Source organism: Streptomyces sp. WZ.A104 (assembly GCF_002382885.1).
Classification (GTDB): domain Bacteria; phylum Actinomycetota; class Actinomycetes; order Streptomycetales; family Streptomycetaceae; genus Streptomyces.
The window spans coordinates 1-907 of record NZ_NWVL01000178.1 but is presented as its reverse complement, the minus strand read 5'-3'; the positions used below and the strand labels follow the sequence as shown (position 1 = coordinate 907).

Genomic DNA, 907 nt, shown 5'->3' with positions numbered 1-907 from the left:
GCCAGGCCCGCGCCCCCGATGTGGAGTTCACCGATCACGCCCGGTACGACCGGTTGCAGTCCCCCGTCCAGGACGTAGGTACGCATGTTGGCCATCGGGCGGCCGATGGGCACGACCGGACCCCCGGTGTAGGGGCGGGTGACAGGATGACAGGTGGCGAAGGTAGTGGTCTCGGTCGGCCCGTACCCGTCCACGACCGTCACCGACGGGCACACCTCCTGGACCCGCCGCACAGAGACCGCGGAGACGGCCTCGCCACCGGTCCACACCTGACGCACCGAGGCCAGACACTCAGGAGCATGCTCGACGACCACGTCGAACAGCGAACTGGTCAGCCACAGCGCCGTCACCCGCTGCCCCGTGATCACCTGCTGAAGCGTGGGGACGTCAAGGTCACCCGCGGGAGCGACCACAACAGTCCCCCCGTTGAGAAGAGGAACCCACAGCTCATACGTCGAAGCGTCGAACGCCGTCGGCGAGTGCAGCAGCACACGCTCATGAGCCCCGCCGTCGAAACGCGGATCCAGCGCCAGAGCGGCGACGTTGCGGTGACTGACCACAACACCCTTGGGAACACCCGTTGAACCCGACGTATACATCACATACACCGCAGCGTCGGGGGCGACACCACCTGGGTTACACCGCTCGATCGATGGGGCCGCCACGTTCGGCACCTCGTATTCGCCCTGGCGGGAGTGACGGCCGATGACGAGCAAGTCCGTGGGCAGGGAGGCGAGTCTCGACCGTGACGCCTCGTCGGTCACGATGAGTGAGACGCCGGTGTCGGTGAGGACGTGGCGGATGCGCTCGGCCGGATAACGGTCGTCCAGCGGCACATGAACGGCTCCGACCTTGGCCAGAGCCAGCACCGTGGTGACCGTTTCGACCGAACGCCGCAGAAGAACCG

1 protein-coding gene is annotated in these 907 nt (G+C 66.9%); it reads right to left on the bottom strand.

Annotated elements, in window-relative coordinates; genetic code table 11:
* Positions 1-907 (bottom strand): AMP-binding protein (locus CIB93_RS37005; protein WP_143660149.1); only part of this gene is annotated, 907 nt, incomplete at both ends.